General features: G+C 32.3%; 28 protein-coding genes. 9 read left to right on the top strand and 19 right to left on the bottom strand.

Translation table 11 applies throughout. The annotated features are described in order from the left end of the window. Window positions 1-194: 194 nt before the first annotated feature. Genes KTF99_RS14965 through rapZ form a run of 4 tightly spaced genes read right to left on the bottom strand, consistent with a single transcriptional unit; the run spans window position 195 to window position 2,540 of the window. The gene (locus tag KTF99_RS14965; protein WP_003535191.1) at window positions 195-482 is read right to left on the bottom strand and encodes a hypothetical protein; all 288 of its coding nucleotides are present in this window, start codon (window positions 480-482) and stop codon (window positions 195-197) included. A gap of 39 nt (window positions 483-521) precedes the next feature. Then, on the bottom strand, window positions 522-734 hold the full coding sequence (locus KTF99_RS14960) for a helix-turn-helix domain-containing protein (protein WP_008792445.1): 213 nt from the start codon (window positions 732-734) through the stop codon (window positions 522-524). A 1-nt stretch (window position 735) separates the two neighbouring features. Further along, on the bottom strand, window positions 736-1,683 hold the full coding sequence (gene whiA, locus KTF99_RS14955) for a DNA-binding protein WhiA (protein ID WP_003535193.1): 948 nt from the start codon (window positions 1,681-1,683) through the stop codon (window positions 736-738). Between the two features lie 8 nt (window positions 1,684-1,691). Next, window positions 1,692-2,540, bottom strand: a complete 849-nt coding sequence (gene rapZ / locus KTF99_RS14950) for an RNase adapter RapZ (protein WP_009299336.1) — start codon at window positions 2,538-2,540, stop codon at window positions 1,692-1,694. 221 nt (window positions 2,541-2,761) lie between these two features. Here rapZ and KTF99_RS14945 point away from each other — a divergent pair, with 221 nt between their 5' ends. After that, on the top strand, window positions 2,762-3,880 hold the full coding sequence (locus tag KTF99_RS14945; RefSeq protein WP_008792447.1) for a hypothetical protein: 1,119 nt from the start codon (window positions 2,762-2,764) through the stop codon (window positions 3,878-3,880). Between the two features lie 15 nt (window positions 3,881-3,895). After that, complete coding sequence (locus KTF99_RS14940; protein WP_009008492.1) at window positions 3,896-5,320, top strand: SPFH domain-containing protein; 1,425 nt, start codon at window positions 3,896-3,898, stop codon at window positions 5,318-5,320. 78 nt (window positions 5,321-5,398) lie between these two features. On the opposite strand, the gene KTF99_RS14935 is transcribed toward KTF99_RS14940, so the two are convergent. From KTF99_RS14935 to asrA, 11 genes are all read right to left on the bottom strand, one after another. Beyond that, the gene (locus tag KTF99_RS14935) at window positions 5,399-6,334 is read right to left on the bottom strand and encodes a hypothetical protein (RefSeq protein ID WP_009299334.1); all 936 of its coding nucleotides are present in this window, start codon (window positions 6,332-6,334) and stop codon (window positions 5,399-5,401) included. 72 nt (window positions 6,335-6,406) lie between these two features. Continuing rightward, window positions 6,407-6,982 carry a uracil-DNA glycosylase family protein gene (locus KTF99_RS14930; RefSeq protein ID WP_003535200.1) on the bottom strand — a complete coding sequence of 192 codons (576 nt, stop codon included), beginning with the start codon at window positions 6,980-6,982 and terminating at the stop codon, window positions 6,407-6,409. A gap of 60 nt (window positions 6,983-7,042) precedes the next feature. Then, a complete protein-coding gene (locus KTF99_RS14925; RefSeq protein ID WP_029481980.1) occupies window positions 7,043-8,167 on the bottom strand; it encodes a precorrin-2 dehydrogenase/sirohydrochlorin ferrochelatase family protein in 1,125 nt (374 codons plus the stop codon). Beyond that, window positions 8,148-9,443 (bottom strand): glutamate-1-semialdehyde 2,1-aminomutase, encoded by a 1,296-nt coding sequence (gene hemL / locus KTF99_RS14920; protein ID WP_217215626.1) that lies wholly within the window; start codon window positions 9,441-9,443, stop codon window positions 8,148-8,150. The genes KTF99_RS14925 and hemL overlap by 20 nt, the downstream gene beginning before the upstream one ends. Further along, a complete protein-coding gene (gene hemB / locus KTF99_RS14915; protein WP_003535206.1) occupies window positions 9,436-10,413 on the bottom strand; it encodes a porphobilinogen synthase in 978 nt (325 codons plus the stop codon). The genes hemL and hemB overlap by 8 nt, the downstream gene beginning before the upstream one ends. Next, window positions 10,403-11,839 carry a uroporphyrinogen-III C-methyltransferase gene (cobA, locus tag KTF99_RS14910; protein WP_029481982.1) on the bottom strand — a complete coding sequence of 479 codons (1,437 nt, stop codon included), beginning with the start codon at window positions 11,837-11,839 and terminating at the stop codon, window positions 10,403-10,405. Before cobA ends, hemB begins: the two co-directional genes overlap by 11 nt. Beyond that, a complete protein-coding gene (gene hemC, locus KTF99_RS14905; protein ID WP_003535209.1) occupies window positions 11,829-12,722 on the bottom strand; it encodes a hydroxymethylbilane synthase in 894 nt (297 codons plus the stop codon). The genes cobA and hemC overlap by 11 nt, the downstream gene beginning before the upstream one ends. Then, the gene (locus tag KTF99_RS14900) at window positions 12,719-13,909 is read right to left on the bottom strand and encodes a glutamyl-tRNA reductase (RefSeq protein WP_217215625.1); all 1,191 of its coding nucleotides are present in this window, start codon (window positions 13,907-13,909) and stop codon (window positions 12,719-12,721) included. Before KTF99_RS14900 ends, hemC begins: the two co-directional genes overlap by 4 nt. A 30-nt stretch (window positions 13,910-13,939) precedes the next feature. Beyond that, complete coding sequence (gene asrC / locus KTF99_RS14895) at window positions 13,940-14,977, bottom strand: sulfite reductase subunit C (RefSeq protein WP_003535213.1); 1,038 nt, start codon at window positions 14,975-14,977, stop codon at window positions 13,940-13,942. 12 nt (window positions 14,978-14,989) lie between these two features. Beyond that, window positions 14,990-15,784, bottom strand: a complete 795-nt coding sequence (asrB, locus tag KTF99_RS14890) for an anaerobic sulfite reductase subunit AsrB (RefSeq protein ID WP_003535215.1) — start codon at window positions 15,782-15,784, stop codon at window positions 14,990-14,992. After that, the gene (asrA, locus tag KTF99_RS14885; RefSeq protein WP_003535217.1) at window positions 15,777-16,817 is read right to left on the bottom strand and encodes an anaerobic sulfite reductase subunit AsrA; all 1,041 of its coding nucleotides are present in this window, start codon (window positions 16,815-16,817) and stop codon (window positions 15,777-15,779) included. Before asrA ends, asrB begins: the two co-directional genes overlap by 8 nt. A gap of 118 nt (window positions 16,818-16,935) precedes the next feature. On the opposite strand from asrA, the gene KTF99_RS14880 reads away from it, so the two are divergent. After that, entirely contained in the window at window positions 16,936-17,808 is an 873-nt protein-coding gene (locus tag KTF99_RS14880) for a LysR family transcriptional regulator (protein ID WP_008792451.1), read from the top strand. Here the strand turns inward: KTF99_RS14880 and trxB are convergent. After that, complete coding sequence (trxB, locus tag KTF99_RS14875) at window positions 17,805-18,713, bottom strand: thioredoxin-disulfide reductase (protein WP_003535221.1); 909 nt, start codon at window positions 18,711-18,713, stop codon at window positions 17,805-17,807. The genes KTF99_RS14880 and trxB overlap by 4 nt on opposite strands. 1 nt (window position 18,714) lies before the next feature. Beyond that, a complete protein-coding gene (gene ppaX / locus KTF99_RS14870) occupies window positions 18,715-19,356 on the bottom strand; it encodes a pyrophosphatase PpaX (protein WP_029481984.1) in 642 nt (213 codons plus the stop codon). A gap of 106 nt (window positions 19,357-19,462) precedes the next feature. On the opposite strand from ppaX, the gene bilS reads away from it, so the two are divergent. The 3 genes from bilS to KTF99_RS14855 all read left to right on the top strand — a co-directional run bounded on the left by bilS (window position 19,463) and on the right by KTF99_RS14855 (window position 22,334). Then, complete coding sequence (bilS, locus tag KTF99_RS14865; protein WP_022007368.1) at window positions 19,463-19,969, top strand: flavodoxin family protein BilS; 507 nt, start codon at window positions 19,463-19,465, stop codon at window positions 19,967-19,969. A gap of 90 nt (window positions 19,970-20,059) precedes the next feature. After that, window positions 20,060-20,932, top strand: a complete 873-nt coding sequence (locus tag KTF99_RS14860; protein ID WP_008792453.1) for an AraC family transcriptional regulator — start codon at window positions 20,060-20,062, stop codon at window positions 20,930-20,932. Between the two features lie 79 nt (window positions 20,933-21,011). Beyond that, window positions 21,012-22,334, top strand: a complete 1,323-nt coding sequence (locus KTF99_RS14855; RefSeq protein ID WP_009008484.1) for a hypothetical protein — start codon at window positions 21,012-21,014, stop codon at window positions 22,332-22,334. A 137-nt stretch (window positions 22,335-22,471) separates the two neighbouring features. Here the strand turns inward: KTF99_RS14855 and KTF99_RS14850 are convergent, their stop codons facing one another. After that, window positions 22,472-22,612: a hypothetical protein gene (locus tag KTF99_RS14850; protein ID WP_003535231.1), complete on the bottom strand. Its 141-nt coding sequence runs from the start codon at window positions 22,610-22,612 to the stop codon at window positions 22,472-22,474. A 63-nt stretch (window positions 22,613-22,675) separates the two neighbouring features. Then, a complete protein-coding gene (locus KTF99_RS14845; protein WP_008792455.1) occupies window positions 22,676-23,341 on the bottom strand; it encodes a DUF5680 domain-containing protein in 666 nt (221 codons plus the stop codon). A gap of 150 nt (window positions 23,342-23,491) precedes the next feature. Here KTF99_RS14845 and KTF99_RS14840 point away from each other — a divergent pair, with 150 nt between their 5' ends. The 3 genes from KTF99_RS14840 (at window position 23,492) to KTF99_RS14830 (ending at window position 26,371) form a co-directional block, all read left to right on the top strand. Beyond that, window positions 23,492-24,460: a P1 family peptidase gene (locus KTF99_RS14840; RefSeq protein WP_003535233.1), complete on the top strand. Its 969-nt coding sequence runs from the start codon at window positions 23,492-23,494 to the stop codon at window positions 24,458-24,460. Between the two features lie 168 nt (window positions 24,461-24,628). Further along, a complete protein-coding gene (locus KTF99_RS14835; RefSeq protein ID WP_003535234.1) occupies window positions 24,629-25,249 on the top strand; it encodes an ECF transporter S component in 621 nt (206 codons plus the stop codon). Between the two features lie 273 nt (window positions 25,250-25,522). Continuing rightward, the gene (locus KTF99_RS14830; protein WP_003535235.1) at window positions 25,523-26,371 is read left to right on the top strand and encodes a Cof-type HAD-IIB family hydrolase; all 849 of its coding nucleotides are present in this window, start codon (window positions 25,523-25,525) and stop codon (window positions 26,369-26,371) included. The last annotated feature ends 57 nt before the right edge of the window (window positions 26,372-26,428 follow it).

Below are 26,428 nucleotides of genomic sequence, written 5' to 3'. Positions count from 1 at the left end.
TTGTGTGTGATAAACTATGTAAGTCATCTGAATACTGTTTATTCATTTGTCATTTCCTCCGTGATATCTTATTTTTGCAGTTGGTAGCCGCATTTATATTATATCACGTGAGGTTTTTCATTATCACTCCGCTAAAGCTTTTTGAGACCCCCAGCCTAGCTGGGGGTTTTATTGCAGACAAAAAATGAAGATGATTATTTATCATCTTCATCAAATTCTTGATAATCGACATCAATTATATCATCACTACCACGACGATACTCTTCTTGGCTATAATAAGCCTTTTTCTTTTCTTCAGTTTTTCTTTGAAATTCTTTGTTATATTCTTCTAACTGTTTAGTATAAAGATATCTTTTTATCGCTGACCAAACAACTAATATCGCAATAATTATCCAAACAATCGGATTAGTAAGTAGATTTAAAATCAAACTTAAGATAACAATAATGATTAAAATTATCAAAATCACATAATACAGTGGCATCAAATCAACTCCTTTATATATAGATATAATACACGTTTATCATTTAAAATCAAATAATTCTTTTAGGTTTACCGCAAAACCATTAGCTATTTTTTCAATTGATTTCAATGAAACATTTCTTGTTCCACGTTCAACATCTGATATATAGTTCTTTGATAACCCGCAACGAAAAGCCAATTCTTCTTGAGAAATATTTTGCTTCAAGCGCAATTCTTTAATACGATGACCAAACTTAACTTCAATTTTATCCATTTTAATCACTCTCCATTTGGATCAATCGTTTAGCCTCTTCACTTATTTTCTTAAATCGATGATGCAAGCCGGACTTACTTATTGTTTGTCCAGTTTCTTCATAATAAACTTCAGTCAGCTCATTTAATGTTAATTCAGGATATTTTTTTCTAATTAAAGCAACAGCACGTGTTTTTTCATCAAGCATGTCTAAACCAAGAAACATATCTACCGTCTCAATATCTTCTAATTGTTTATTTGCTGTTGCCATTGATTTCATTTCATTAGCAATATCACAATTATTCCAGCGATTTACAGTATTTGACATGCTGCGATCAATTCGAGTACTTTCAAAATTCATTACTGACTGGCTCGCTCCGATTGCCCGTAAAAAATCACCAATCTTTTCTGAAGACTTTAAATAAACTACATACTTATTACGACGTTTAATAATCTTTGCATTTAACTCAAACCGATTAATTAAATCAGCAATAAACTGAGCAAATTCTTCTTCATTAAAACTCATTTCTAAATGATAATTTGATGTTTCAGGATTATTAACACTTCCACATGATAAAAATGCCCCTGCTAAATAAGCTCTTGTACAACATTCCTTTTCAATAATCTTGGGATTAGGAATCTGATTAAACCCCAAACCATCCATCAATGATAAATCATCTAAAATTTCCCTTGCTTTAGTAACCTTTAAAATATAAACATTATTTTTCTTTAGTTTCATTTTTCTTGAAACAAGAAATTCGATCTGAGGATCATACTCTTCTTTTAACATTTTATGTATTTTTGATGCAATCTTAGCATTCTCTGTTCTAATCGTTAAAGAAAGACCATGATTTGATAGCGATAATGTCCCATTGATCTTAATTACTGCACATAACATTGCTCTTTGACAACATGATTCAAAATCATTAAAAACTACTTCTTCTTTGACAACTCTTGAAAAAGATACCATCTTAATCCTTAATGATCTGCATCACGGTGTAACCGATGAACTTGATAAACTTTACTGTAGTGATCAGCAAAATAATTAGTTAACGAAACTGAACGATGTTGTCCTCCAGTACAGCCAATTCCAATAATTAAATGCATCTTACCTTCTTTTTCATATTCTTTTAATAAATAATCAAATAAAACAGTCATCTTTTCAATAAAGACTTTTGTTTCCTCTTTATCAATTACATAATCATAAACAGCTTGATCATTTCCTGTTAAATGACGTAATTCTTCAATGTAAAAAGGGTTTGGTAAGAATCTGACATCAAATAATAAATCTGCATCTTTGGGTACCCCATGTTTATATCCAAATGATTCAAAGGTTATTCTAAATGGGTCAATTTTCCCTTTACTAAAATAATCTTCTAATAAATTTTGGAATCTTGCTCCTTTTAATTTTGTTGTATCAATTACTAAATGTGCTAATCGTGAAATCGGCTCTGCTAAACGTCGTTCAAACTCTATTGCTTCAATTAAAGAAGACGCTTTATTTGAAATCAACAAAGGATGAGACCTTCTTGTTTCTTTATATCTTTTAACTAGAACTTCATCATCACAATCTAAAAATACGACAGTTAGATGAATCCAATCTAAATTTGATAATAATCTAATTGCTTTAAGTGCATCATCCAAACTTACTGCCATCGCTACTCTTTGGTATTTGGGATTATCCTGCACTAATTCCGCAAATTCAGTCAATAAGGCAACCGGATAATTATCAATACAACGGTATGCCAGATTTTCAAAACAGGCCATCGCGCTAGTCTTCCCTGCACCTGACATCCCAGTTACAATTACTATTTCTACTTGATCCATAATCTTCACTTCTCTTTCTATGAACATTTTACCAAAAATACACTGATAAGTGTACTTTATTTAAAAAGTTTTAACAATAATTATCGACATTTTTGCAAGTATATTTATGCTTTGTAACTCATATATATAATTATTTGAACTGATACTAATTTTAAGAAATATTAATAGTCGAAAGATGTAGTTATATGATACAATTTAATTAAATACAGAGGGGTGAGGCTATGGATAAAAAGGATAAGATCGACACTTTAATTGATCAATACTTAAATTTTTACCAGCATGGCAGCCAAGCAATCGAACCGCAGCAAAGTACTGATTTTGACAGCTTAATGAACCAGTACAAGTCTAAATTTGATAAACAAATCGCTAATGAGCAAAAAGCAATCAGAGAAAAAGAAGAAGCACGAGTTCTTCAAAAAAAACAGGAAGCGAAACTACAAAGTCAAAAAAGAAAGACCCAAGAACAACAAAACAAGTTGCGTAAAGAGAAATTGCGTAATCATTCCAAAAAAACTACGGCAGAAGTTAAACAAGCCGCAAAAAAATACCAGCACCAAAGTCGTGATTATGATAAAAGCAGTAATCATAAAGGGCTAATTGTTTTAATTATAATAGTTGTCGTCTTTGGGTTAATTTATTTTATTGCCTCTAATCAAGATAATGAATCTACTAATAATACCTATTTATATAATAATTTAAATTATCTAGTCAATGATGCCGTTTTGCAAGAACCTAGTTCAAACGATTTGAGCTATCTGGATAATATTGAAAATAATGAAAATTACAATGTTGCTATCACATATTTAAATTATGTTGAAGATGGCTTAAATTATCTTGATTTAATTAGTGTTACAAGAGGTAATGATGATTTATTAGAAATTAGGAATGATTCTGAGTATTATTTGTATATCAAGTATCTTGACAATGGCTATACAAATAATGTTTTAATCGTTCCTAATGATACTTATTATTGCTCCATTATCGATGAGGAAGAATTAACTATAGAGACTATTGCATTTTATAATTTTGAAGATCCGGCATTAGATGTCTTCACTAATTTATCAGATATTGATATCTATATGAATGTTGATAGTATTGATTTTTTAGAAACAAATGCGGAAATTTTATTTAAACATTATTATTATCAAGCTTATTTAAAACTGCCATATGATGACATTATGGTCATCAAAGAAAGAGATTCTAATAAGGGATATTATGGTTACCTTGATTATACAAATCGCCAAATCAAAGTATATTACTCTGATAATTATACTCACGATGTAACCATTGAAAATATTCAAAATTATCAAAGTGATTATCTTAAAACCATAACACTTTAGAAAAGGGGAGAAAAAATGATTTCAGATAATTTCTTTACAGAACACATGACTATTGTTATTGCTGTAGCTATTGTTCTACTACTTATTATTATTTTATTGACATGCTGGAAAAGAGTTCCTGCTGACAAAGCTTTAGTTATCACCGGATTAAAGAAACGTGTTCTAACGGGTAAAGGGGGTATTCAAGTACCATTTCTTGAAACATCTTGTATCATTTCATTAGAAGCTGTTTCAATGACCACTGATATCACTGAAGCACCTTCAAAACAAGGAATTTTTGTTGATATTGCTGGTACTGCAGTTGTTAAAGTTGACAATAATCCAGAGAAAGTATTAATCGCAGTCGAGCAATTTTGCAGTGGTAATGCTGATCGTACTACTCAAAATATTAAAACTGTAGTTGAACAAATCTTGGAAGGTAAACTTCGGGGAATTGTTTCTACATTAACCGTAGAACAAATTAATGAAGATCGTGTCGCATTCGAAAACTCAATTGAAGACAGTATTACACGAGAATTAGATAACATGGGATTACGTTTGTTATCATATACAGTATTAAAAATTGCTACTCAAGGGGGATATTTAGAAAACCGGGCAATCCCTCAAATCGCCCAATCAAAAGCAGATGCTGATATTGCTAGCGCTGAAAGAGCAAGAGATACCGAAGTTAAAACTGCTGCTGCAGTACGCGAGGGGCAAAAAGCTAAATTAGAAGCTGAAGCAGAAATTGCTCAAAGTGATCGTGATAAAACAATTCGAATGGAACAATATCGTGCCGAACAAGATAAAATCAAAGCCAATGCCGATGTTTCATACAAGCTTCAAGAAATTGAAAATAATAAAATCGTTGCTGATCGTAATGTTGAATTAGCAAAAAAAGAAGCACAAGTAGTTGAAGAACAATTAGTGGCATCTGTAAAAAAACCAGCTGACGCTAAAAAATATGAAACTGAGGTTCAAGCTGAAGCAAATAAAATAAAATCGATTAAAGAAGCCGAAGCTCGAGCTCAAGCATTAAAAATCGAAGCTCAGGCACGCGCTGACGCCAAATTATTAGAAGCTAAAGCTGAAGCCGAAGCTATTCGAGCACAAGGGGAAGCTGAAGCCGAAGCTTTAAAAGCTAAGGGAATTGCCGAAGCCGAGGCCAAAGACCGTTTAGCCGAAGCCATGGAAAAATATGGTGAGGCCGCAATGATGTCAATGGTAGTTGAACGTCTCCCAGAAATTATGGCACAAATTGCCAAACCAATGGAACAAATCGACAAGATTACTGTTATTGATAACGGTAGCGGTGATGGCGGAAGTAAAGTTAGTAAAATTGTTAGTGATGTTGCTGCTAATGGGTTTGAAGTTTTAAAAGATCTAACTGGTGCCGATTTAGGTGAAGTTGTTCGTACTATCGCTAATAAAAACAGTGATAATAAACCTAAAACTAAATAAACTTAATTATTCCTCTTTAATGAGCATTTGCTTGTTAAAGAGGTCTTTTTATGAAAACAGTGAAACACTGCTATTAAATCAGTGTTTCACTGTACTTTTATTAAACCTTCCTGCTAGTTTTTCAAGCATACTTTTTGAAATACCAAATTTACCACATAAAAAATCCTCGATTTCTTCTGGACTTTTCCCTGCTAAATCATTTTCATCTATTCCCATTGATGACATTATACTCTTAACTCGGTTGAACATCTCACTATCACCTTGTTGATACTTATTCATCATATCATTATAAAACTGCTGAGCATTATCTATCTTTTGTTCTTCTTCAATATTTTTTTGATTAAATTGATTTTGACATTCTAATAAACCATCAATTTCATCACTATCTAACCCTAATACATCAAAAAATTCAAGTGCTCGATTACAAATATTTTCTAATTCATATTGATAATCTTCATCAGCTAATTGCTGAACCATCTCTAATTCCTTATAAAACTCTTTGATACTATTGTTTTGAGTTGGAGTTAATACAATATCTTCATATTCATCATTTTCAAGATCATTTAATACAATCCTCGTATAATACTCTACTTTTTCATGAGTATCCATGATCATCTCTATTTCAATACCAGTAATTTTTGATAACATTGTAACGAATACTTTAGGGTCGATTACCTGGTTACTAAAAGTATATGTTATCTCCTCTAATTTGATAATAGCTTTGATTATTGAATCATTACGATGTTTTTCCAATCCTAAAGAAATAATCTTTTGATATTCAATTATCCCAGCCTGACCAAACTTAAAATATATTTGTGCTGGAGTGATGATCATTCCTCGGCTGCCATCTTGTTCTTTGGTAGCATCAATAAATGCAAGGATTTCAAAAACATTATAATCACCAAAAGTATAAATTGCATTACTAATTTGATTAGGAAGATTCTGATTTGAATAAAAAGAACCATTAATTACAAGACTATCATTAATATAACTTAATATTTCTTCTTGACTCATTTTTCTTACCTCTCTTCATACTGCTACCATTTTACTAAAATAAAAAGCTATTTTCAATCGAAATAGCCCTATCTAAACTAAACTCTTTATTACTGCCCTGATTTCTTTAACTCGTTTAGCTTCGAATTCTGGATATGTTTTAAACCAGCGCCGATTCAATGGTGAAGGATGCGGAAGAACATATGCAGGTTTCCCATTAAAAACTTGATCATTAAAAATCAAATCAACAAAGTTTTGATTAGGAAATATTTTCTTAGCGGCATAACTACCAATGATGATATAAATTTGGTTATCAACTATGTCAATTTCTTGCCTTAACCACTTTTCACTACAGCATTTTGGCGGCAAACGATCCCCACCGCTTTTAGATTTACCAGGATAACAGTGAGCCAAAGAAGCAATATAGAAATTATTTTGATCATAAAATGTTTCATCATCTATATCATACCACTTCTCACGAAGTTTTTTCCCACTTAAATCATTAAATGGTTTTAAAGTATTGTGGACATTTAATGAAGGGGCTTGACTAATCTGCATGATCTTAGCATTAGGTTTGCCCCAGACAACAGGATGAGGTTCATATCCAAATTGTCTTTGACAATAGCGACACTCTTGTATTTTTTGTTTTAACTCTCCAAAATCTTTCATCTAATCATTCCTTTGTATATATTTTAACCTAATTATTCCCAAAAAAAAAAAGATTACTAACTATATAGCAACCTTTTCTAATCCAAAACGTCTTGAAATTTCTTTTGTTAGTAGTGCTACAACTTGTTTATCCTCTAATAATACTGGGGTTAACTGTCCTTTAACATTTTCTATTGCCTTCAAAATGTCATTTTGATAATGATATCCTGGCAACAATACAAAAGGAATGATTTGTTCATATTCACCTATTATTTTAGTATTAAACGCACATACTGAACCATACCTACTAAGAATATCAAATAGTTTACTATTACTCCGTGGATGAATTATAAATAAGCGTTTTACTTTATTAGAATAAAGTTGTTCTAAAAGAATCTCACTGTTAAAAAGTGGTGCTGCTACTTCTTTTGGTGAACACATTTTAGATATTTTATCATAGATCTTTCCATATGAAATGACCATTGGCTGAATCTGCCATTTTATTTTTAACATCATTAATATTTTTAATTTATCTTGAAAATCTATTTCCTTTAAACATAGAGACATCGCAGATACTTGTTCAGCAAAGTAATCAATCACATTCATACACTGTGCTGTAAAAATTAATAGACGTCCTTCTTTTTCTAAAATAAACATTAGTAACATATCTAATTCTGTTTTTTCAAAATACATCAGCTGCTTAAAAAACTGTTTTCGATCATGTTTATTTACCAAATTATTTAAAAGAACCAGCCTACGAATATTACTTAAAGCAGATAAATAATCATCATATTGTTCTAATTCATAAACTAATTTTTTAGTAAAAGCTGGATACTGCCCCTTTGTTGATATACCTAAAAGCAGATTTTCCGTTTCTACTACCTTCATGGCCTTTAAAGATGCCATACTTGAAGTAGCACAAGCACACAATACTCCTAATTCATCAGCATCTCTAATTATCTGGTTATTTAATTCACGATCATCAGTTGCAATATAAACAAAAAAAGCATTTTGAAGATATTTAGGCTGATAATCTGTCAGATACTTTTCTACCTCTAAAGCCTCGAGCTTTCTATCAATGCGAGAAGCAATTATCTTTACTTTAGCCCCTTCTTTAAGAAACTGCAATGCTTTACGACTAGCAACCGCACCACCGCCAACTATAACAACTGTTTTATCTTTAAAATTAATCAACCAAGGCATCATGACATTTCACCAGTGCTTTTTTTATTGCATTTAAAGTATTGTCGAGATCAATTTGGCTATGAGCAGCACTTACAAACCATGCTTCAAATTGACTAGGAGCAATTAAAATTCCCTGTCTTAACATTTCTCTAAAAAACAAAGCATACATTTCAGTATTACAAGTCTGAACATCTTCAAAAGTAGTAATTGGTTTATTGGTAAAAAATAGCGTCAATAAACTTTGACAACGATGCACCTGATAATCTAATGATAATGTAGATAAAATAGTTTTAATTCCATTTTCTAAATAATTTGCTGCTTTGTTTATATATTCATAAACATCAGGATGATTATTTAAATAGCTTAATTGTGCTAAACCAACAGACATAGCTAATGGATTACCTGATAGCGTTCCTGCTTGATAAACCGGCCCTTGAGGTGAAACTAAACTCATAATTTCTTTTTTTCCGCCGTATGCTCCAACTGGCAGCCCACCTCCAATAATTTTACCAAAACAAACCATATCGGGAATAACTCCTAAATAATCTGGACAGCTATGATAAGAGACACGGAACCCTGTAATTACTTCATCAAAGATCAAAACAATTCCATTTTGATCACATAATGTACGTAATCCGGTTAAAAACTCTTTAGTCGCTGGAACTATTCCCATATTGGCTGCAACAGGCTCTAAAATAATTGCGGCAATATCTTTTTTATTTTGTTCTACTGCTGCTATTACAGAGCTTAAATCATTATATTTGCAGATTATTGTTTGAGAAATTACTTCCTGGGGAATTCCCGGACTAGTTGGAAGATTAAAAGTTAATGCTCCTGAACCAGTCTTAACTAATAAACCATCACTATGTCCGTGATAATTGCCCTCAAATTTAATAATTTTATTCCGACCAGTAAAGCCTCGAGCTACTCTTAAAGCACTCATTGTAGCTTCTGTTCCTGAATTAACCATTCTTAGCATTTCAATTCCTTGATAGCTGTCAACAATCAATTTAGCCATTGCTACTTCTAACTTAGTTGGTAGTCCAAAGCTTGTTCCTAACTGACTCGCTTCAATAATTGCATTTTGAACGACTGGATGATTATGCCCTAAAATAAGTGGTCCCCAAGAACAAATATAATCAATATATTCAACTCCATCTTCACCAAACAAATGCGCCTTATCACCTTTTTTTGCAAAAACTGGAATCTCACCAACTGATTTAAAAGCTCGGACTGGTGAGTTTACACCACCTGGAATATATTGACAAGCTTCTTCAAATATTTCTTGATTAGTCATGATGATCACCTTGCCATTTTTGAGCTAATTCAAGTGCAAAGTAAGTGATAATCATATCAGCCCCAGCTCGTTTTATTGCTAATAACGATTCCTCTATTACTGCTTCTTTCATTATTCCCTGCTTAACTGCCATTTTAAGCATTGCATATTCACCACTGACATTATAAGCGCAGATTGGCATATTAAAACTAAGTTTTGCCTCCTTGATTACATCGAGAAAAGCTAATGCCGGCTTTACCATAATAATATCAGCACCTTCATCTATATCAGCTTGTATTTCTCGCATCGCTTCATTACCATTAGCTATATCCATTTGGTAACTTGAACGGTTTCCAAATGAAGGAGCACTATTAGCAGCCGCTCTGAATGGTCCATAATAAGAGGAAGCATATTTAGCACTGTAACCCATGATTGGTAAATCTTTAAATCCCGTTTCATCAAGTGCTTTTCTTATAGCAAGAATTTCACCATCCATCATTGCACTTGGAGCTACCATATCTACCCCACTTTTAGCATAGCTTACTGCAATCTTGCCTAAATATAATAAAGTTTCATCATTAATCACACAACCATCACGATCCAAGATCCCGCAATGTCCATGATCTGTATATTCACACATACAAACATCACCGATCACATACATTTCTGGAGCAATTTTTTTGATTTCTCTAATTGCTCTTTGGATGATTCCATCATCATTGTATGCTTCAGTCCCTAATTCATCTTTATGTTCGGGAATTCCAAAAAGAATGCACGCATTAATTCCAGCTCTCTGTAATTCTTTAATTATCTCATTAAGACGGTCAATAGAATAATGGTATATTCCCTCTAATGAAGATATCTCTTTTTTAATATTATTTCCTGCAACCACAAATATTGGGCTGATTAATTGCTCCACTGATAAACGATTTTCTTTGATCAAATTTCTTGGTACCTTTTTATTACGTAATCTTCTTCCTCTATAAAACATTAATATTCTCCTTTATAATCGCAATCATTCCTTCATAACTATTATCTTTAGCTTCAATAATCTTCACATGCGGATAATATTTTTTAAGCGCCTGAGTCGTCATTGGTCCAATTGACAAAGCAATCTTAAAAGTACTTGGATATTTTGCTAAACGTTCAACTGATGAAGCACAAGTAAAACAGGCTAAATGATATGACTCTTCTTCAACAATTATTAATTCTTTATTTTCATAAACAATTAATTCATGATCTTCTGCTCGTTTTTTTATCTTACTATGTTCCTTAGCACGAACAATAATCATTTCTTCACTATCCATCCGTTTATTTTTTAAATAATTATTAAAATCTTCACTATTTGCTTTAGGACTAATTAAATCACTATAATATCCATATAGTTGTAACAAGTTGGCTGTCTTTTCACCAATACAAGCAAAACGAACTGTTGTCAAACTACGATGATCAACCCTTTGCATCTTTAAATAATTAAAAAATCCTCTAATACCATTTTGGCTGGTAAAAACAATTAATTTATGATTTAAATCTAATTTTTGCTGAAAATTCAGGTAATTGATCTTCCCTAACTGAACCTGTTTAACTGCCGCTCCCTGTTCTTTGAAATACTTACTGATTGGTAATTCTTGATCACTAACACATGCAACCAGTATCTTTTTGTTTAGTAGTATTTTTCTTTGAAAAAAATCTAATTCATGATGCAGTGCCACTACTGCACCAACAACAATCAACATAGGTGAGCACAAACAACTATCTTTAAATTTATCGATAATATTTTCTAGTGTTCCATAAATACTTCGCTGCTCTGTTCGAGTTGCGTTGGAAATTAAAGCAATTGGAGTAGTCTTATCTTTTCCTGCCACCAAAAGATTTGTAACGATTTGTTCTAGTTTTTGTTGTCCCATCATAAATATATACGTTAAGCTATCATCTAGAAACTGTTGATAATCCCATTCATAAGCTTGATTATTTTTATGGTGAGCTGTTACTACCATAAATCCAGAAGATACCCCACGATGTGTTATTGGAATACCTGCATAACATAAACCAGCAACAGCTGAAGTTAAACCCGGAACAACTTCAAAGTCAATTCCTGCTTTGAATAAAGCCAAGGCCTCTTCGCCACCACGACCAAAAACATAGACATCGCCACCTTTTAATCGAACGACTTGTGCATATTGTCGAGCTTTTTCAATTAACAGAAGATTAATATTATCCTGAGCTAAAGTATGGTTATTTGAAGCTTTACCCACATAGATTTTCTCACATGTTTCCTTACAATAATTTAATATTGCGGGATCAATTAGCCGATCATAAATTATACAGTCAGCACTTTTTATACATTCGAGCGCCTTAACTGTATATAAATCGATTGCTCCTGGACCACCACCGACTAAATAGACTCTACCGTTCATAAACTTCCCTCATTAACATTTCAGCAAGTGCTGTTACTTCCTCGCTTGCATCTTTTAAACTAAATTTCTTATCAATGTTTTTTAAAACCGTTCCATCTTCATTCCCTAACAATCCGTAAAAATGTACCTGATCTCCAATAATTTTTGCATAACCGCCAACGGGAATATGACAACTGCCATTTACTGTTTTTAAAAATAAACGTTCCAGTTCCATTCGTGTTGTTGTAATTTCATCACTTATATTATTGATCATCGTCAATAATTCACTATCTTGACGAACTTGAATTGCTAATATGCCTTGACCGCAGGCAGGAATCATTTTTGTCTCATCTAAATACTCACTAATTAAATCTTCCAAGCCTAAACGTTTTAGCCCAGCACTTGCAAGTACTAGACCATCGATTTCTTGATTTGCCATCTTTTGCAGACGAGTATTAACATTTCCACGAATATCAACGATTTTTAAATCAGGGCGGAGTTTTAATAGTTGATATTTTCTCCGCTTGCTTCCTGTTGCAATCGTTGCATGCTGAGGCAGCCTTGCTAATGAAGAACAATTCTTTAATACTAAGCAATCACGATAATCACTAGGAGCTAACGTTTTAGCGTATACTAAACCAGCAGGATTATCACTTGGCATATCCTTTAAACTATGGACAGCAAGATCAATTGTATGCTCTAATAGTTCTTTTTCGATTTCTTTAACAAAAACACCTTTATCGTTTATTTTGTCCAAAGCAATATGTTGCATTTTATCACCAATGGTATGAATGACTTTGATTTCGTATTCATTTTCTGGATATGCCCTTTGGAGTTTTTCAATTACATATTCAGTTTGTTTTAACGCAAGACTTGAGCCTCTGCTACCAACAATTATTTTCATTCTTCATTATCCTCTTTAAGACTAAATAGTTTATTTATTACTTCAAGATCATTGATTTGATTAGTTTTTACACAATGTATCGGATCTTTCATTATTTGCATAAATGATGCTTTTAATGTTTTTTCTAATATATGGCGCTCACGAGCAGTTAAAGATAGTTTATTAACCAAAATTTCATAAGTTTGATTAGCTAACTGCATACTTTTTGCCTGTAAAGATTGTATCACATAATCATATTTGATACTATCAAGCTTTGTTCTTACTTCCTTGATCTTAATATCAATTTCTGAATTTATTTTTTCTACATCTTTACTTCGTAATTGATTATTGACTGCAACCTCATGGTTTAATGTATCTAAATCAATACATTGAATAGAAGCAGTTTTATCAATATCACGAGGAATCGTCAAATCAATCGCTATTAATTGTGAACTTATAAAATCATCACGATTAAAGATTAGATGCGGGCTCGCTGTAGCACTTATTAAAATATTAACTTGATCCAACAAGATCTTTCTTTGATTAAAGGGAATAATTTTTATTTTAGGATACTGTTGTTTTAATTTAACAAGTTTGCCACTATTTCGATTAGAAAAAATTAATTCATTATTATCATATAAATATGGGATAAATGATGTCGCAATTTCACCGGCACCACAAATCATAATTTTTTGATTATATAAGTTTGATACTTTTTTTAAATGTTCAACGGCTAAATGAGTCAATGAGATTGACGGCTGCTGATATTTGTGCTTCATCTTTTTGACAAAATTAAGAGTTTCTTGAAAAATCAAAGATAACTCTTTTCCCCCTAAAGACATTCTACAAGTAAAATCATATGCCTGCTTAACTTGTCCTAATATTTGATCTTCACGGATCAGCATCGATTCTAATCCACAGGTTACTTTTAATAGATGCCTAAAAGCTTCATCACCAGTTTTAACATATAATGGCGCCTCAGCTTGATTAAAATAATTTAAATAAATAGATGGTAAGAAATCAATATCTGTTTGATACATCAAATAAACTTCACTTCGATTACAAGTTGATAAAATAAGAACTTGTTCAATACCATAGGTTAATAATAAACTTGAAAATTCTAATTTTTGAGTATCTGTAAAACTAAATAAGGAACGTTTATCCAATGCTAATTGCTTGTGGCTAACACCAATTACTGCGAACTCCATAAACCTTTAAAAAACCACGAAATCGTGGTTTTAATTTTGTGGTCCTGCTTTTTTATGTTGTTCAAGCGGTTTTAAATGGATATTGGCACGTTGTTCACTTTCAGTCCAATACAATTCTTCTGCCACAAGACACTCAGGATTTAATTCAACGCCATCTAAAATCAATTCTTTAAACTTAGGATATCCAGCAATATCAATTAAGTGTCCACCATGAATATATTCAGGTTTGTTATCCATCACCCAGGCAGAAAACTTTTGCCAATTGCTAAACACTTGTAGTAATGCATCTTCGGTAATCCAATTTAAGAAAATTTTCCCCATTCTTGGATACTGTTTTCCACTACGTCCACCTAGAGTAACACGATAAAATTTAGTTGGTTTACGTGTCCAGGCACCAGTTGGACAAGCAATAACACACTCTCCACATCCAACACAACAACAAGTATCTTTATCTACTTTATTATCAGCATTTAGTGAAAGTACTCTAGTCGCATGATGTTGACAAGCTCGCACACAAGCACCACAGCCAATACATCTTTCTGGATGATACTCCATCTTCGCGATCCCCATGATTCCAAAATCATTAAAATGACCTTTTCCACAATCATTAGGGCATCCCGATACTGATACTTTAATATGATAGTGACTAGGAAAAATAATTTTTTCAATTTTTCTTGCTAACTGATACGTATTCACATTTGCTTTGATACAATGAGTATTACCAATACAGCTCATAACATTACGAGCTCCAATAGTAGGATAGCCATAATCAGTAACATCCATATCAACATCACACATTTCGACTTCTACTTCTTTAATATAATCTTTAATATACTTGTTTACTTCACCAATGTATTCATATTTTATTCCGGGAATATTCAAAGTTTGTCGCATTCCAATATGAAATGTTCCGTTTCCCCAGTTTTCTGCGATGTCTTGAACTACTTGCAAATATTTAGCCGCAATCATTGATCCTGGCACCCGCATCTGTAACATGAATTCACCAGCCACTTTAGACTGTCTAAAACAATTTATTCTTAATTTTTTTATATCAATATCATGATTCATCTTCAGCTACTCCTAATCTACTAAATATTTAGCCTTTGTATAATTAAATACTGGTCCATCTAAACAAACATATGTTTCATCAATTCGGCAATGTCCACATTTCCCAACTGCACATGACATTTTTCTTTCAAAAGATACCCAAATTTTTTCATCAGGTACCCCTAAACCAGCAACCTTTTCTCCGGTAAATTTCATCATCATCGGTGGCCCGACAATAATAACTTCATAATTACCCATAAAACTATCAAAAGGAATTTTTTCAACTAAATCGGTTACAAAACCAACATTCCATCCTTCAATTTGGTCTTTATCTAAAGTATAGAAAGTATTAAATTTTTCTTGCCATTTATTTAGTTCCTCTTTAAAAATAATTCCAGCCTCATTTTTAAACCCAACAATTAAAGTTAAACTTTTTACATATCCATCATTTTCAAAGCACTCATTTAGCATACTTCTTACTGGTGCTAATCCTGTACCACCAGTTATTACAACTAAATGTTTTCCTTTAAAGGTTTCTTCTAAAGGCCAGCCTTTACCATATGGTCCCCTAATAAAGAGAACATCACCAGGTTTCTTATTAAAAATTTCATCAGTTACTTTTCCAACCGAACGAATCGTAAAATCTAACCAGCCCTCACCCTGGGCTGAAACAGAGATTGGTGCTTCACCAATTTTAGGAATTGATAATTGGAGAAACTGTCCATGTTCCGGTTTAATATTTGTAGCAACTTTAAACGTATACTCTAAATTACTTTCTCGTTTTATCTCAAGAATTGTACTTGGAATTGGTTTGATTGGATTATTCATGGTTATCTCCTTTCACTTCAATTTCCGCCACTGCCGTAGCCATCTTCTCAACTGTTGCCGTTACTGAAATATATTCAGGGCATCTTGATGTACAGCGCCCACAACCAACACACATATGATAATCATTAAAACGTGCTTTATAATCATGAAATTTATGAAGAATCTTATATCGCATTCGATCCCCAGCCGTTGGCCTAAAGGCATGACCTCCTGCCATATCACTAAAACCATCGACCTGGCATGAAGCTGCAGTTCTTCGGCGTTCTCCAATACTAGCATTTTCATTATAAATTAAGTCTGTTGTCGTAAAACATGTACAAGTAGCACATGCTATCGTGCAAGCACCACATGAAATACAGCGTGAATTAAATGTTTGCCACATTGAATGTTGTTTTAATTTTAATAACGTTTCCTTGTCCTTGATTTCAGGAACTGTTACTTTTACTTCATTTTCCTCAATAAATGAAACTTCAAAATCATCTTTAGGGGCTTCCATAAAATATTTTTCAAATTCACTTTCTTTAACTTCTATTAATACCTCATTATCTAAATGACGAATTGCCAGACTATAATTGTCCGTTTTATTAGCTTGCATACTAACACAAAAACAAGTGTCCCAGCCACTTGTACACTCCATTAAAATTATCTTAACTTTTTCTTGAAGTCGTTGATAATAAAGATCACTGTACCCGCCATTTCCTAAATATATTTTATTTTGATGTTCCATTGCATTAACATCGCAAGGTCTCATAAAAATCAATATCTTTTTATCAGTTACTTTACTTTCACGATATTCATCTTCTGTAAAATAGAATAAAGATTGAGTAATTGGGGTAATTACTTCTTTAGCTGGAAAATCAGATTTTTGATCAAACACTACTTCTTCAATTTTACTAATTTTATCATAGCGAATAATATCAGTATCTGAATAACGCCCTTGTTTTTCAAAGCGTTTTGGTCCATAGATATCATATTCTTGTGATAGCGTCGCCAAAATATCATTTACATCTTTAAAACCTACTTTATATCCCATCGTTTTTCCTCCTAATGCCTACGCTTACATTTTGATTATAACACTTTCTATGTTATTATAATAATATTAATATCTAATGATATCTATTGGTTTTTCCAATAGCACAGGAGGTCTCAAAATGATTACACGAAAACATTTAGCCATTTTTAAAACGGTTGCTAAAACTAAATCAATGTCAAAAGCGGCCAAATTATTATACATCTCCCAGCCAACTATTTCTCAAAAAATCCAAGAAATTGAAGATGAGTATCAGGTTAAATTATTTGAACGTTATTCAAAGACACTATTTATCAGTGAAGAGGGTCAAACATTACTAGTTAAAGCCAACCAGATATTGAATCTATATGATGAAATTGAACATATCTTTACTAAAACCAAACAATTCCCATTAAAGATTGGTGCAACTTTGACAATCGGCAGTACTCTTATTTCACCTATTTTAAAGAAATTAAAAGATAAATATCAAGATATTACTTTTCAAGTTTATATTGATAATACTAATGTTATTGAAGAAAAATTATTAAATAATACTTTAGATATTGCTTTAGTTGAAGGTACGATCATCAATCAAGATTTAATTGTCGAACCCGTTATCAAAGATCGAGTTGTTTTTGTTTGTGCCCAAGATTACCCTCTAAATAACGTTAAAGTAATGAGCCTAACTGAATTGAGTTTACATCCTTTTATTGATCGTGAACAAGGTAGTGGGACAAGAAATCAACTTGATGAATGCTTAAAAAATAATAATATTTTTTTGGAGCCTGCTTGGCAATGTCATAGTTGGGAATCTGTTAAACAGGCAGTTTTAAATGGTCATGGTATCGCCTTAATGCCTATGAAAATTATTGAAAATGAAGTTATTGAAAAAAGTATCCAAGTTATTAATGTCAATAACATCAGTATTGAACGCGATTTTTCAATTTGTTATCATAAAAATAAAAGTATAAATAAAAAAATGCAAGCCTTTATTAAGACCTGCAAAAATTATTAATTATTTAAGCCTTGACCAACTTGTTGACCAACAATTGCACCATCATTGGTAGCTGTCACAACTTGGCGAAGTACTTTTTGACGAACATCACCAGCAGCATAAATACCTTTGACAGATGTTTCCATCAATTCATTTGTAATGATATAGCCACGCTCATCAGTAATTCCTAAGTCTTTAACAAAATCAGTAATTGGATCTAATCCTACAAATGGAAAGACACCCTTAACTGCTAATTCACTAACTTCACCAGTCTTACTATCTTCTAATGCAATCGCCGCAACCTTATTATCTTTTGCAATAAGATGATGAGGTTTTTTTAGAAAATGAATTTCAATTTTATCATTAGCTTGAACATGATCTTGAATTATTTTATCAGCTCTAAAAACATCCCGCCGAACAATTAAATGTACTTTTTTAGCAAATTTAGTTAAATAAATAGCTTCTTCTAATGCCGAATTACCACCACCAACAACTGCTACTTCATCACCTTTAAAAAATGGTCCATCACAAACAGCACAATAAGAAACACCATGCCCGGTTAATTCTTCTTCCATCGGAATTCCCATTTTACGTTCCTTAGTTCCAGTAGCAATCAAGACATTTTTTGCTTCATATGACTGATCCGTTGTTATAACTTCTTTATAATCACCGTAATCAATTACTTTAGTTACTTCACCATATGCCTGTTCACCGCCAAATGATAATGCATGTTCATACATTTCATAAGCTAACTCAGGGCCAGTCTTCTTTTTTTGTCCAGGCCAGTTTTCGATTTCAGCACTGACATTCAACTTTCCTCCAGGTGCTCCAGCATCCAGCATCAACACCTCTGCCCCTGCCCTAGTTGCATATAAACATGCACTTAATCCAGCAGGACCAGCTCCAATAATAATTAAATCTTTCATCTTAACACGCTCCTTCTATATATGGAATGATTTCCTTCATCTCGTCGATCATTAAATCTGGTTCTAATTCTAATAAATGTTGATAACCTTTAGGTGACCATTTTACACCAATTGTTTTAATACCAGCATTTTTCCCAGCTTGAATATCAGTTATATTATCACCGATATATACAGCTTTTTTAACACCCAATAATTCCATTGCCTTGACTATTCCTTCTGGATCCGGCTTAGTGACCTTAACATCGTCTAATCCAATTACTACATCAAAATATTTTTTTAAATCAAAAGTATTGAGTCCTACATCAGCAGCAACTTTTAATTTAGTCGTAACGATTCCTAAAGGATAACCTCTATTTTTTAAATATTCTAATGTTTCTACTACTGTCGGATAAACATAGACAAAATCCTCGTGATGACTATGGTTATAACTATGATAATAATTCAACAATTCATTAAACATTTCATCTGGAAAGTACTTCGAAAACGTTTCTTTTAAAGATGGTCCTAAAAAAGATAATAATTCATCTTCACTCAAAGTATACCCAGGCTGATACTTTTCAAATACTTTAATAAAAGTTCTTTTAATTAATTCATCTGTATATAAAACTGTTCCATCTAAATCAAATATTATTGCTGTATCCATAAAATCTCCTTTACACATCATAGTATATCACACGTAATTAAATGTGATAAAGATTATGCTTTATTATTTATGAATATAAGTCTATACTTATGACGAGGTGATTAAAATGAAAATTGCAATTGTATTTGATAGTCATACAGGTAATACCAAAAAAGTAGCTAATGTAATTAAAGAAGCTTGTATTAACGAAGAGGTTGTTTACTTCGGTGAACCTCAAACATTCAGTGACGCAGATCTGATTTTTATTGGAAGCTGGACCGATAAGGGTAACTGTAGTCAAAAGATTCAAAATTTTATTACTACTCTTTCAAATGAAAAAATCGCTTTTTTTGCAACAGCTGGATTTGGTGGTTCTACTGAATACTATGATAAACTGGCAGAACGATTTGATAATGTTGTAAATACTAATAATAAGATATTAGGACACTTTTTCTGTCCCGGTAAGATGCCTTTATCAATACGTGATCGCTATGTTAAAATGATTCAAGAGCATCCTGAAGATAAACAGCTTCAAGTTAGTATTGATAACTTTGATGCAGCTCTATCACATCCAGATACAAATGATTTAGAAAATGCTAAAAAATATGCATTAGAGATGATAGCTAAGGTTTAAATATCTTAGCTATTTTATATATTAAAATAAATGAATTGGATTAATAAAATTAATTTTTTTATGTTATTATAATATAAAAGGAGTGGTAGGATGTTGAATGGAAAGGAATTATTAGATAATAATACGCATATAATTTATGAAAAAATTACTACTGATGAACTTCCGCTAAAAGTTATTGAGGTAACTTTAGCTAAAGATGATCCTAATTTAATCCCTCCAAAACATTGGCATCGTAGTTTAGAGTTTATTATTCCACTTACCGCATCAATTGAACTTTGGAGTAATGGGGAAACTTATTCAATTGCTCGTAATGGTTTAGCTATCATTAATTCACAAGCTATACATACGACTAAAATTATTGAATCAGAGGATTGTTTTAAAAGTATTGTTATTCAAATTAAGTATGATTTTCTAAAAAAATGCTATCCTGCATTTGATAATATCTATTTTTCTAATCATATAGTCCCAGAAATTGAACAAAAACTAGTCGTTCTTTTAACTAATTTGAGTTTAGAGTATCAACAAACTACTGAATTTAAATTACTTACTATTAATGGTTATTTATATTTAATTATTAGTATTTTATTAAAGTATCAAAAAAAGATTAGAAAAGTTGGTTACTTTCTTCAATCTGATCAAAAACTCCAAGAATTTATGAAAATTCTCTTTTATTTAGATGAACATTATTCTCAAGCACTAGATGTTTCCTCAATCGCGAACCAATTTAACTTCTCTTATGGTTATTTAGCAAGATTGTTCAAAAAACACTTAAATATTACGGTCAAACAATACTTAACTGCACAACGTTTAGAACACTGTACTAACGATTTGATTCATACTAATTTAACCATTACTGAGATTGCGATGAAAAATGGCTTCTCTAGTACTAAATCTTTTAATCGTGAATTTAAACTCAAATATCATGAAACACCCCAAGTATATCGTAATAAAGTTAGAAAATGACCCTAATGTGGTCATTTTTTTCATATTTAAATTTTATAAATAAGCTTAAGATATAGGCAAGGTGAAAGGAGAAGAGAGAATGAAAAGATTATCAAAATTATTACTTGCCTTATTTATTGCTTGTAGCATTACCGGATGTTCTCAAAGCACAGAAGTTGTTGATGCAACTTATGAAATTTATATTGCCGGATATGATTGGGGATGTGGTGTCAATAAAACTATTTTGACATTAGACAAAGCTGTTGATGATGTTGACAAAAATGATTTTATGGTATCTGAAACAAAACAAGTAACTGATTGGGAAGATGAGGCACTTCCAGTTGTTGAAAAAACTTTGGAGCGTGTTGTTGATGATGCCTATTCTTGTGATAAAGATGGGCAAAAAATTGATGGAGAGTCTAAATATATTGCGATTGAGTTATATGTAAGCCCAAATGATGGTTCGCCATTATTATACTCTGCTACAACACATTATAATACATGGAGTGATCCGTATTATTTAAATATTTCATTAGCAAAAAACGGTGAAATAACGGTAGACGATAAAAAAGTTACTAAACTTGATGTTAGTACAGAATATACTAAAAAAATTACTGCTGCTGACGCTTTAGAATTAGAAAAATTTAAGGCTAGTGATGGAATTGAATTAAATTATGGTCATTTTAACCCTAAAGAACCTTCTAATACATTATTTGTGTGGTTACATGGTTCTGGTGAAGGGGGAACAGAGGATACTAATCCACAAGTAACCTCTTTATCAAATAAAGTAAGTGCTTATTTTAATGATGATTTCCAAAATGCTGTTGGCAATGCATATGTTTTAGTTCCTCAATGTCCAACTTTTTGGATGGATGCTGATGGTAATGGCGGTGAATGGAATGATGACTTATTAGTAACTCATGGTCCTTCTTATTATACTAATGCACTTATGGAATTAATTAAAGATTATCAGTCTCGATGCGGAGCTACTAAAGTCGTTCTTGCAGGATGTTCTGCAGGTGGATATATGACTATGCGTTTAATTTTAGATTATCCAGATTATTTTGCTGCAGCAATACCAATTTGTGAAGCCCTGCCTGATGATGTTATTAGTGACCAACAACTTTCTGAAATTAAAGATCTACCTCTATATTTTATTTATTCTAATGATGATCCTAGTATTATTCCAGAAAAATTTGAAATTCCTACTATTAACCGATTAAAAAATCTTGGTGCAACTAATCTACACGTTGCCACATTTGATTCGGTCATCGATACTTCTGGTAAATATAATGATTTAAATGATGGTGACCCATACCAATATAATGGTCACTGGTCATGGATCTATTTTGATAATAATGAAGCCGACTGTGATGAACATGGTGAAAAAGTTTGGCAATGGATTGGTGAACAAGTTAAATAAAATGAATATAAAAGATGTAACGGATAAATTTTTAAACGTTACATCTTTTAATTATAATTTTCAGTTAAGTTGACAATTATAGGGTTCCTCATTTAAATATTTTTATTGCTAAAAAGTCTTTCTAGTTCCCCTATTTTTTAGTCTTTTGAAATATGAATATTAGATAAATCTAAATACTCCTGCTTATTGGAAAGAAATCCTGATTTAACTGAAACAAAACCTTTTAAAATATCATGGGCAAATTCCTCTCTGCCACTACTGATACCTGTTTTAAACACCTAATTAATATTCTAAAATCATTTTCTTATTCCAGTATTAATTAACCGATTGATGTCATTTAATTATTTAACACTTCCGCCATGGAATAAACACTCGTATACTTTAATATTATTATAGTATATTTCCTCTTTACCATTAAAAAATTCATAATCACCATCATAACTACAATGATATGTATAATTACCATTAGTATACAACGCCGGACCTCTAAAAGGAGAAATTCGATCAACTAATAATAGTGCTTCCTTCAAAAAATCACCACTAAAAGCCTCATCAAGCACTTTACCATAATAATTCATTACATAAAGTGGAATATTGTCTTTATAGACACATTCTTCACCACCAAAAAATTCACTGCCTACAAACGTATCAATATATAAATATTCATTTTCTTGATATTGATAATCATGGCTGTTAGGTCGACTGGAAACAGTTTTCCCCTCCTTTTTAGCATAGGTTGCTTTTTTTGCCTTTAACATAAAATCAATCCAGTTATAATTACTAATTTTACTTTCTATTTCCTGCTTAGCACAGTCATTATCCTTAACTAAGTTATCAATCGTTATCCCAAATATCACTGATAATCCCATGATATAATCGAGATTTGGCAGCACACTACCACTCTCCCATTTAGTTACTGTTTGGCGACTTACTTCAAGCAGATCAGCAAGCTCCTCTTGTGTTAATCCTTTACGTTTACGATATAAAATAATTTTATCTCCAATCATTTTCCATCCTCCTTTATTTTAGTATCATTTTACTATATATTTAAAAATTTTCGAGAAACTATAATTTACATTTTTAGCAACTATTATTGTCATCTTCAAAATATAAGGAAATAATAGTAATTATGTTGTACAATAAATTGGGGTGATAACATGAAAAAAATTAATATAACAGAAATTAAAGGCATTCAAATCGGCCAAGTCGAAAATCAAAAAGCTGGAACCGGCTGCACTGTAATCATCTGCAAAGATGGTGCTACAGCTGGTGTTGATGTAAGAGGTGGCGGCCCAGCAACTAGAGAAACAGACCTGCTAAATCCAATCAACATGGTCCAACAGATCAATGCTGTAATGCTAAGTGGCGGCAGTGCCTTTGGACTAGATGCGGCTAGTGGTGTAATGCAATATTTAGAAGAACATAACTGTGGTTTTGATATGAAGGTCGCCCATGTCCCTATTGTTTGTGGTGCATCTTTATTTGATTTAACAGTTGGTGATCCTAAAATTCGTCCAGATAAAGCAATGGGATATCAAGCTTGCCTTAATAGCGAAAAAAATGAACCGCTTAAAGAGGGTAACTATGGTGCCGGATGTGGTGCTAGTGTTGGTAAAATCATGGGTCCACAATATGCAATGAAAGGCGGCTTAGGTACTGCAGCCATCCAGATCGATAATCTTCAAGTTGGAGCAATTGTAGCAGTTAATGCCTGTGGAAATATTGTTGACTATAAAACTAATGAACAGTTAGCTGGAATTTATGATTCAGAACACAACAGTATCATTCCTGCAGACGAGGTGATTTTTCAACAAATTGAAAAACTTCGCCAATTACCAAGTGGTAATACTACCATTGGTTGTATTATTACAAATGCCAAATTAGACAAAGCTCAATGTACAAAGATTGCAGGGATTGCCCACAACGGTTATGCCCGTGCTATTCAGCCTGTCCACACGATGAGTGATGGCGATACTATTTTTGTATTAAGTACTAATGAAGTTGAAGTAATGCCAGATGCCATTGGGATTCTTGCAACTGATTTAATGGCTAAAGCAGTCAATCGTGCGGTAAAAAAAGCCGACAGCGCCTACGGTTTAAAATCATACAAAGAATTACATAAATAATTATTATTACAGTTGGCAGCAATAATAAATTGTACTATAATCTTATCGTCAAACCGTATCAAGAAGATATTTTCAAGAGATCATCATGACTCTTAGAAAAATGGGAAGATATGGCGAGACACTCATAATAAACATCACATCTAAAAAGAGTGATAGTAGGAGGAAAAAATGAGATCTAAAAAAACACAGTACATGACTTTCATGGCAATGTTTCTTGCTATTGAAATCATCCTTGTCGTAACACCGCTTGGTTATATCCCAATCGGTCCTTTAAGTGCTACGACAATGCACATTCCTGTAATCATTGCTGGGATTACATTAGGAAAAAAGGCAGGAGCCCAACTTGGTTTGGTCTTTGGACTAACTAGTTTAATTCGTGCAACGATTCAGCCGGGAATTACATCATTTTGTTTTTCACCATTCGTTACAGTGGGAAACATTAGCGGGGATTGGCGAAGCGTTATAATTGCTCTTGTTCCAAGAATATTACTTGGCTATCTTGCTGGAGTAATCTTTGAATTTATAAAAAACAAGTTTAATAATGAAAATGCTGCAGCAGTGATTGGTGCTTTAATTGGAACGATTACAAATACTGTACTTGTCCTAGGCGGAATTTACTTTTTCTTTGGCACTGCTTATGCTGATGCAGTTAATATTGCCTATAGTTCATTGCTGGCAATGTTATTTGGTGTTGTGACTACTAATGGTATCGTTGAGGCACTTATTGGGGCGGTCGTTACCCTCCTGGCATATAAAGCAATTAAACCAATGGCAACAAATATAAAATAATTTAAGGTTAAGTTACCCTTTAAATTCATTACTATTAGTAAGAAGTGTGTTATTATCACTTCTTATTTTATTATAGTTTATTTATACTTTTGGTATTTATAAAAATTATTTTTACTTTTACAATTAAAATGATAGAAACTTATCTTTTCATTTAGCTAATTTCTATAATTTATAGATAAAATAGTTTCTTCTTCTCTTTGAGGAATTGTAAATATGACTATATCTTTTATAATAAAGATATAGTCATATCATATAGAAAAGAGGAAAATAAAAATGGCAGATTCAAAAATTATCTTTATTGATGTTGATGGAACTTTAGTTGATTATGAAAACAAATTGCCAGCTTCAGCAGACAAAGCAATTAAACAAGCACGTAAAAATGGACATCGTGTGTATATATGTACTGGACGAAGTAAAGCTGAGGTATACCCTTATTTATGGGATATTGGTCTTGATGGCATGATTGGTGGGAATGGCAGTTATGTAGAAGATGGGGATACGGTTGTTATGCATCAGTTAATTACTGCTGAGCAATGTAAACATATCGTAGACTGGTTAAAAAGTCGAGGACTTGAATTCTATCTTGAAAGTAATAATGGTTTATTTGCGAGTGAAAACTTTGAAACTCGGGGAGAACCAGTAATTCAAGAATATAGTAAACGTAAAGGTAAAGAACATAGTGATCAAATTAAAGTTCGAGATGTTTTTCCAGAAATGATTTTTGATGGTGAATTATATCGTGATGATTTGAATAAAGTTAGTTTTATTCTTGAAAGTTATCAAGATCATCTTGATTCAATTGAAGAATTTCCTGATTTAAAAGCTGGTACATGGGGCGGTGCAGGGGAAATTGCTCTATTTGGTGATTTAGGCGTTAAAGATATTACTAAAGCTCATGCTATTGATGCTTTATTAGAGTATCTAGGTGCAGATATTGAGGATACATATGCCTTTGGTGATGCTAAAATAGATATTCCAATGCTTGATTATTGCCATATTGGTGTTGCTATGGGAAGTGGTGGCGATGAAATCAAAGCTATGGCTGATTATATAACTGATGATGTCGACCAAGACGGTTTGTATAATGCTTTTGTTCGTTTTGGTTTAATTGAAGCAGAGTAAAAAATAAAAACCACGCCTAAAAGACGTGGTTTTCTCTGAGGCTATAAGCCTATGTTG

The sequence above is a fragment of the Erysipelatoclostridium sp. MSK.7.34 genome, assembly GCF_019041935.1.
GTDB classification, from domain to species: Bacteria; Bacillota_I; Bacilli_A; order Erysipelotrichales; family Coprobacillaceae; genus Thomasclavelia; species Thomasclavelia ramosa.
This window is presented reverse-complemented; position numbering and strand designations above follow the sequence as displayed.

Coding starts and splice junctions, on each gene's coding strand:
- KTF99_RS14930 (WP_003535200.1), bottom strand. CDS start 6,982: ATGAAAGATTTTGGAGAGTTAAAACAAAAAATACAAGAGTGTCGCTAT.
- bilS (WP_022007368.1), top strand. CDS start 19,463: ATGAAAATTGCAATTGTATTTGATAGTCATACAGGTAATACCAAAAAA.
- whiA (WP_003535193.1), bottom strand. CDS start 1,683: ATGGTATCTTTTTCAAGAGTTGTCAAAGAAGAAGTAGTTTTTAATGAT.
- asrA (WP_003535217.1), bottom strand. CDS start 16,817: ATGGGATATAAAGTAGGTTTTAAAGATGTAAATGATATTTTGGCGACG.
- hemC (WP_003535209.1), bottom strand. CDS start 12,722: ATGAAAATAATTGTTGGTAGCAGAGGCTCAAGTCTTGCGTTAAAACAA.
- asrB (WP_003535215.1), bottom strand. CDS start 15,784: ATGAATAATCCAATCAAACCAATTCCAAGTACAATTCTTGAGATAAAA.
- KTF99_RS14835 (WP_003535234.1), top strand. CDS start 24,629: ATGAGATCTAAAAAAACACAGTACATGACTTTCATGGCAATGTTTCTT.
- KTF99_RS14940 (WP_009008492.1), top strand. CDS start 3,896: ATGATTTCAGATAATTTCTTTACAGAACACATGACTATTGTTATTGCT.
- KTF99_RS14855 (WP_009008484.1), top strand. CDS start 21,012: ATGAAAAGATTATCAAAATTATTACTTGCCTTATTTATTGCTTGTAGC.
- KTF99_RS14860 (WP_008792453.1), top strand. CDS start 20,060: ATGTTGAATGGAAAGGAATTATTAGATAATAATACGCATATAATTTAT.
- KTF99_RS14845 (WP_008792455.1), bottom strand. CDS start 23,341: ATGATTGGAGATAAAATTATTTTATATCGTAAACGTAAAGGATTAACA.
- KTF99_RS14945 (WP_008792447.1), top strand. CDS start 2,762: ATGGATAAAAAGGATAAGATCGACACTTTAATTGATCAATACTTAAAT.
- cobA (WP_029481982.1), bottom strand. CDS start 11,839: ATGAACGGTAGAGTCTATTTAGTCGGTGGTGGTCCAGGAGCAATCGAT.
- asrC (WP_003535213.1), bottom strand. CDS start 14,977: ATGAATCATGATATTGATATAAAAAAATTAAGAATAAATTGTTTTAGA.
- KTF99_RS14965 (WP_003535191.1), bottom strand. CDS start 482: ATGCCACTGTATTATGTGATTTTGATAATTTTAATCATTATTGTTATC.
- ppaX (WP_029481984.1), bottom strand. CDS start 19,356: ATGGATACAGCAATAATATTTGATTTAGATGGAACAGTTTTATATACA.
- rapZ (WP_009299336.1), bottom strand. CDS start 2,540: ATGGATCAAGTAGAAATAGTAATTGTAACTGGGATGTCAGGTGCAGGG.
- KTF99_RS14935 (WP_009299334.1), bottom strand. CDS start 6,334: ATGAGTCAAGAAGAAATATTAAGTTATATTAATGATAGTCTTGTAATT.
- trxB (WP_003535221.1), bottom strand. CDS start 18,713: ATGAAAGATTTAATTATTATTGGAGCTGGTCCTGCTGGATTAAGTGCA.
- KTF99_RS14830 (WP_003535235.1), top strand. CDS start 25,523: ATGGCAGATTCAAAAATTATCTTTATTGATGTTGATGGAACTTTAGTT.
- KTF99_RS14880 (WP_008792451.1), top strand. CDS start 16,936: ATGATTACACGAAAACATTTAGCCATTTTTAAAACGGTTGCTAAAACT.
- KTF99_RS14960 (WP_008792445.1), bottom strand. CDS start 734: ATGGATAAAATTGAAGTTAAGTTTGGTCATCGTATTAAAGAATTGCGC.
- hemL (WP_217215626.1), bottom strand. CDS start 9,443: ATGACTAATCAAGAAATATTTGAAGAAGCTTGTCAATATATTCCAGGT.
- KTF99_RS14900 (WP_217215625.1), bottom strand. CDS start 13,909: ATGGAGTTCGCAGTAATTGGTGTTAGCCACAAGCAATTAGCATTGGAT.
- hemB (WP_003535206.1), bottom strand. CDS start 10,413: ATGTTTTATAGAGGAAGAAGATTACGTAATAAAAAGGTACCAAGAAAT.
- KTF99_RS14840 (WP_003535233.1), top strand. CDS start 23,492: ATGAAAAAAATTAATATAACAGAAATTAAAGGCATTCAAATCGGCCAA.
- KTF99_RS14925 (WP_029481980.1), bottom strand. CDS start 8,167: ATGATGCCTTGGTTGATTAATTTTAAAGATAAAACAGTTGTTATAGTT.